The sequence below is a fragment of the Vibrio mytili genome, assembly GCF_000830505.1.
GTDB lineage: Bacteria > Pseudomonadota > Gammaproteobacteria > Enterobacterales > Vibrionaceae > Vibrio > Vibrio mytili.
On sequence record NZ_JXOK01000039.1, the window covers coordinates 1 to 5,838 of the forward strand.

The 5,838-nt window shown below is 42.2% G+C and carries 5 protein-coding genes and 4 tRNA genes; 6 read left to right on the plus strand and 3 right to left on the minus strand.

Annotated elements, in window-relative coordinates; translation table 11 throughout:
* Nucleotides 1-236: 236 nt before the first annotated feature.
* Both pssA and SU60_RS11080 read right to left on the minus strand, forming a co-directional pair.
* A complete protein-coding gene (gene pssA, locus SU60_RS11075) occupies nucleotides 237-1,577 on the minus strand; it encodes a CDP-diacylglycerol--serine O-phosphatidyltransferase (RefSeq protein WP_041155562.1) in 1,341 nt (446 codons plus the stop codon).
* An 83-nt stretch (nucleotides 1,578-1,660) separates the two neighbouring features.
* Nucleotides 1,661-2,104 (minus strand): GNAT family N-acetyltransferase, encoded by a 444-nt coding sequence (locus SU60_RS11080; RefSeq protein WP_128814662.1) that lies wholly within the window; start codon nucleotides 2,102-2,104, stop codon nucleotides 1,661-1,663.
* A gap of 77 nt (nucleotides 2,105-2,181) precedes the next feature.
* On the opposite strand from SU60_RS11080, the gene murB reads away from it, so the two are divergent.
* Both murB and birA read left to right on the plus strand, forming a co-directional pair.
* A complete protein-coding gene (gene murB, locus SU60_RS11085) occupies nucleotides 2,182-3,225 on the plus strand; it encodes a UDP-N-acetylmuramate dehydrogenase (RefSeq protein ID WP_041155563.1) in 1,044 nt (347 codons plus the stop codon).
* A complete protein-coding gene (birA, locus tag SU60_RS11090; protein WP_041155564.1) occupies nucleotides 3,222-4,187 on the plus strand; it encodes a bifunctional biotin--[acetyl-CoA-carboxylase] ligase/biotin operon repressor BirA in 966 nt (321 codons plus the stop codon). Before murB ends, birA begins: the two co-directional genes overlap by 4 nt.
* Nucleotides 4,188-4,194: 7 nt before the next feature.
* Here the strand turns inward: birA and coaA are convergent, their stop codons facing one another.
* Nucleotides 4,195-5,118 (minus strand): type I pantothenate kinase, encoded by a 924-nt coding sequence (coaA, locus tag SU60_RS11095; RefSeq protein ID WP_041155565.1) that lies wholly within the window; start codon nucleotides 5,116-5,118, stop codon nucleotides 4,195-4,197.
* A 206-nt stretch (nucleotides 5,119-5,324) separates the two neighbouring features.
* Here coaA and SU60_RS11100 point away from each other — a divergent pair.
* The 4 genes from SU60_RS11100 (at nucleotide 5,325) to SU60_RS11115 (ending at nucleotide 5,736) form a co-directional block, all read left to right on the plus strand.
* Nucleotides 5,325-5,400: transfer RNA gene (locus SU60_RS11100), tRNA-Thr, on the plus strand.
* Nucleotides 5,401-5,452: 52 nt separating this feature from the next.
* Nucleotides 5,453-5,537 (plus strand) — tRNA-Tyr (locus tag SU60_RS11105).
* Nucleotides 5,538-5,572: 35 nt separating this feature from the next.
* Nucleotides 5,573-5,647: transfer RNA gene (locus SU60_RS11110), tRNA-Gly, on the plus strand.
* A gap of 13 nt (nucleotides 5,648-5,660) precedes the next feature.
* Nucleotides 5,661-5,736: transfer RNA gene (locus tag SU60_RS11115), tRNA-Thr, on the plus strand.
* The last annotated feature ends 102 nt before the right edge of the window (nucleotides 5,737-5,838 follow it).

Consider the following 5,838-nt stretch of genomic DNA (forward strand, 5'->3'; position numbering starts at 1 on the left):
ACGAAGCCTCAGTCGAAAGACTGAGGCTTTTTTGCGTTCATATGAGCATGTTTCGCCTTTCGGGCGAATGAGTCCAATTGTAGTAAAAATTGAGAATTCTAGCTGGTTACAATGCCAAATATCATTTATCCATCAATATAAGTTGTTAGCTGTAGGTTTGTGCTCAGAAGAATAACAAGAAAACAAAAAGCCCAACAAACATATGTTGGGCTTGGGATTTTATATAAATGAGGTGACTAAAGAATGCGCTTTAAAACACCATCGGCTTTTAAGCGAGTAATCTTTCTTACTAGCTTTTGAACACCAACAGGATAATCTTCAACTTTCTCTAGCTGCCTGTAAGTGCAGATCAGTTGAGTATGTTCAAGAATTCTCGTGATTTCTTCTTCAAACTTTTCGACTAATTTAGCGTAATCATCTTGAATAAGCAGACCATTTTCAAGGTCGAGCGACCAAGCTCTTGGATTTAGATTATTTCCTGTGAGTAGCATGTATCGCTTATCCACCCAGATACCTTTTAGATGGAAGCTGTTATTGGCATGTTTCCATAAGTAGATAGATAGTTTACGTGCTGCGATATTAGCTTCATTTGCTTTAGCAAATCGGCGCAGGTTAACTTCATAAAGGTAGGGCAACCCGCCGATCGTCTTAAATTCTTCCTCTGGCGCTATATAGAAGTCATTCGCTGTCTTGTCTCCCACGACGATAGTGACCTTGACACCTCGTCTCATGGCGCGTTTTACCTCACGATGTATTGCCTTGGGGAAGTTAAAGTAAGGGGTGCAAATGAAGATTTCATTCTTAGCGCTTGCTAGAAGTTGTACGATTTGCTGATTGAGGAGATTGCGGCGCTTACCTAAGCCAACAAGTGGGGTCACTTTGACACTATCTTCGGTTGTTACTTCTGGAGTAAACGTATAGTTGGCTTGAGCGAGTGAGGCGCGTAGTTGCCTAATTGCAGATTTAATATCTTTGGTTTCTGGCTTGTCTTGAGCTGTAAGATCATTAACTGCTGGGTGCGCAATCATTTCATTTTGAATAAAATTAACCATGGAGTCTGCGAGAGATTCATGCTGGATTACATGGTAACGGTCAAATCGATAACGGTCATTATATTGGAGATAGATATTGTTTAGGCTAGCACCACTGTAGATAACAGAGTCATCAATAATAAAGCCTTTAAGGTGCAGAACTCCAAAAACTTCTTTTCCTCTTACGGGTATTCCGTAAACAGGGATTGAGTACTGATATTTATGTGCAAACGCTTTATATAATGCTGAATTGCCTTCTGAGCTTTCTGCTCCGATCAGCCCACGTTGCGCTCGATGCCAATCAACACAAATATTTATATCCAATCCAGGGTTTCGCTGCTTTGCTTCATAAAGAGCAGTGAGTATTTCACGTCCGGCTTCATCATCTTCCAGATATAGAGCGACTAGGTAAATTCGTGACGTTGCTTTGCTTATCGCATCTAGGAGGCGAAGTCTGAATGTTTCTGCAGAATACAGAACATCAAAGTCCTCGGAATTAACCGCGAGGGTAGGCAAGCGTTCGAATGGATTCCTACTTACTATCATATCGGTGTGAGTACCTTATTTTAATGCAATATTGCGAACCTGATATTTTATCAAAGATATGATTTATCTGGCTACAAAAGTCCTCACTTTACCGTTTCAGAAGAGAGGAATTGCATTGGAATGAGATCTTTGCCGCTTTGTACATAACGTTGGAATGCTTGTTTTAAGCAATGGGGCAGCTCTGAACTATTGATGGTTTTAAAACCGTGGTCTGAGTAATAACTTTCCAAATGTCGAAAAGCGAAGCAATAATCGTCAACTGTGAAAACGTTGTTCTCACAATGCTTAAGTAAAGTGTGTCCAACTCCCGTTCCTCTCAGCTCTGGTATTACCAACATTCCTGTCAACAAGCGTGTGGTATCGACATTTTTTAGGCGTAATAAAGCAACGATGTTCCCATAACGGTTGGCAGTGACGATCAGTTCATCACTTTTGGCACGCCCAGAGGGGTAGTGCTCCTTGTAGAGCTTTTTTATTAATGGAAGCTTGACAGGATTTAACACTTCGATGGTTAATGATTGAGTCATTGCCACTGCGGTTCATAGATATCTAATGTAGAATGTTGTCAGTTTAAGAGAACTTTACCTAGCGTTGCAAACACACTATGCAAATTAAAGAAAATGCAAGCCTTAAGGCCTATCACACTTTTGGTATTGAACAAACCTGTTCTTACTTAGCGGTTGTCGAATCAGAGAATGATATTGTTCAACTTTTCCGAGACCCATTTTTCGCCGAGCTACCGAAGCTGTTTCTTGGTAAAGGAAGCAATGTCCTGTTTACAGAGCATTTTGATGGTCTTGTCATTGTAAATCGACTAACGGGTAAAGTAGTCAAAGAGACGACTGATCATTATTCTCTGCATATTTCTGGAGGTGAGGACTGGCCTGAACTGGTTAAGTGGTGTGTTCAACAAGGAATCGGAGGCGTTGAGAACTTAGCTTTAATCCCAGGTTGTGCAGGCTCGGCTCCTATCCAGAACATTGGAGCTTATGGTTTAGAGTTTAAAGATATATGTGATTATGTTGATATTCTGGATCTTCAAACCCTTACCGTGAAAAGGATGACCGCTGAAGAGTGCAACTTTGGTTATCGTGATTCGATTTTTAAACATGACTTGTACGAGAAGTGTTTTATCGTCGCGATTGGGTTGAGCTTAACTAAAGAGTGGCAGCCTATCAATCAATATGGGCCTCTCCGAGATATCCCTGACGCACAGTTAAGTCCGGTGACTATTTTTGAACGCGTGTGTCAGGTACGTACAGAGAAACTCCCTGACCCGAATAAAGTAGGGAACGCAGGCAGCTTTTTCAAAAATCCGGTGATCTCAAACGATCATTATGATCGCCTTGTTGTGTCTCACCCTAACTTGGTTGCTTATCCTGTAGATGAGGGCATGAAAATCGCTGCAGGCTGGTTGATAGATCAGTGCGGCTTGAAAGGACGTTCAGTCAATGGCGCTCAAGTTAATCCACTTCAAGCGTTAGTTCTTACTAACGTAGATAATTGTACGGCCCAAGATGTGTTGGCATTAGCTTCATTAGTAAAAAAAACAGTTTGGGATAAGTACCAAATTGAACTAGAACATGAAGTGCGTTTTATCAATCGTCTGGGGGAAACCAACCTGACAGAGATTGAGGCGAAATCATGAGGAAAGAGCACTCTACAAAGTTTCATATTTTGAAAACGCTCAGTGATGGTAACTTCCATTCGGGTGAAACCTTGGGCCGAGAACTCAATATCTCAAGAGCTGCTATTGCCAAGCACATACAAGGGCTCAGTGACTGGGGAATAGATATACATCGACTTCAAGGGAAAGGTTATCAATTGGCTCATCCATTGCAGCTTTTAGATGAAGCTGTACTAAAAGCAGCGTCAACAACTCCGATAGAGCTGATTCCTGTAATTGATTCTACCAACCAATATCTGCTTGAAAGGGTTACAGAATCTGAAAAGGGTCGTGTCTGTTTAGCTGAATATCAGGCCCAAGGCCGTGGTCGTCGCGGTCGGCAGTGGATTTCACCGTTTGGCTCAAACTTATACTTATCCATGTACTGGCGTTTAGATGCTGGTATGGCTGCGGCGATGGGGCTCAGCTTGGTGATTGGAATCGCTGCCGTGGAAGCATTGGAAGAAATGGGTATTGATGGAGTGAAGCTTAAGTGGCCAAACGATCTTTATCATCAGGATAAAAAGTTAGCCGGAATTTTAGTTGAGATGTCAGGTCAGGCAGGAGGAGCGGCTAACCTAGTCATTGGTATGGGGATAAATATAGGTATGCCCGAGCAACAGCCTAATATCGATCAGCCATGGACAAGTCTCAACCAAGTTTGTAAAGAGCAGAGGATTGATAGAACACGGCTCGCTCTTACGTTTATTGAACATTGGAAAGCAGCTCTTGTTGACTATGAATTCATGGGGCTTGCAGGGTTTGTTGAACGTTGGAACCGACTGGATAACTTTATTAGCCGTAAGGTTAAGTTATTAATTGGGTCAAGAGAAATATATGGCGTTGTGCAGGGTATTGATCAACAAGGCGGTATACTGCTCGAGACAGAAAGAGGGGTAGAGACTTTTATTGGCGGTGAGATTTCCTTGCGCAAGAGTGACTAGCGCTTTCTCATTTTCTTAAAGATACCCTATCAACTAGGTGGTTAACACCTTTGTGTAAAATCAAATGGGCTCTTTCTCTCGTAGGTAGGATATTATGTTCTAAATTGAGTCCATTGATCTTTTCCCAAATCTCTTTTGCTTTGTTTTTCGCTTCGCTAACAGAGAGCTCCGTATAGTGGCTGAAATAAGACCCTGGCTTTGTAAAAGCACCCCGACGAAATTTTAAAAACCGTTCCACATACCATTGTTGTATTGTTTCTGTTTCCGCATCGACATAAATGGAAAAGTCTAAAAAATCGGAGACAAACACGCGATGTGGGTCATGTGGGTAGTCCATACCACTCTGTAGCACATTTAACCCTTCGATGATCAGCACGTCAGGTCTATCCACCTTTTTCAGTTCATCGGTTATATCGTAGGTAATATGAGAGTAGACAGGAACCTCTAAGTTGGGTTTCCCGGCTTTCACATCTGACATAAATTCGACCAAACGTTTCATGTCATACGATTCAGGAAAGCCTTTGCGATGCATAATTCCCTTTTTTTCTAACACTTTTTTAGGGTAAAGAAAGCCATCTGTAGTTACTAACGATACTTTAGGATGATTTTCCCATCGGGAGAGAAGTGCTTCCATTATCCGCGCAGTTGTACTTTTTCCTACTGCAACACTACCAGCGATCCCGATGACAAAAGGGGGAGCATGTTCTGCTGTGTTCAAAAACTGTTGCAGCACAGTATTGCGACTCTGACGGGCTTGCACATATAAATTCAATAGGCGAGACAAAGGAAGGTAGATTTCTACTGCTTCTTCCATAGTTAGATTTTCATTAATGCCTTGAAGCGCTATCAAGTCATCTTCAGAGAGTGTCATTGGCACAGAGTTACGTAATTCTGCCCAATTTGCACGGTCAAATGACAAAAATGGACTCATGGGTCTCGTTTATCCTTAGTTGCATTAAGAGCAAGAACATACATCAAGGATGCGTTAAAGCAAACGACCAAGGTCGAAGTTTGTTTGAAAAAAGTAAGGTTTGTATGTTTTTTCAGCGAATAGATATAAAAAATCGAATTTTATGATTTTTTTTTAAATTACTATTGCAACCTAGAAAATCATTCAATAGAATGCGCACCACTTATGCCGACTTAGCTCAGTAGGTAGAGCAACTGACTTGTAATCAGTAGGTCACCAGTTCGATTCCGGTAGTCGGCACCATTCTCTCCTGTTTCTCTTGAAGCAATTAGTAGTGAGAATGACTAGAAATTTTGGAGGGGTTCCCGAGTGGCCAAAGGGAGCAGACTGTAAATCTGCCGGCACTGCCTTCGATGGTTCGAATCCGTCCCCCTCCACCATATTCTTTAGGAAATAGCTCTCAGAGTTACGTGTTGCGGGCATCGTATAATGGCTATTACCTCAGCCTTCCAAGCTGATGATGCGGGTTCGATTCCCGCTGCCCGCTCCACTCTAATTTGAGTGCTGATATAGCTCAGGTGGTAGAGCGCATCCTTGGTAAGGATGAGGTCGGCAGTTCGAGTCTGCCTATCAGCACCAGCTCTCAAGCGCATTTCCTTTTGATATTAGATTTACCAATAATCTTTTTTGGTTGCGTGGTCAACTTGGGCCACCAAAATCCGTACCTAGAGGGACCACTCA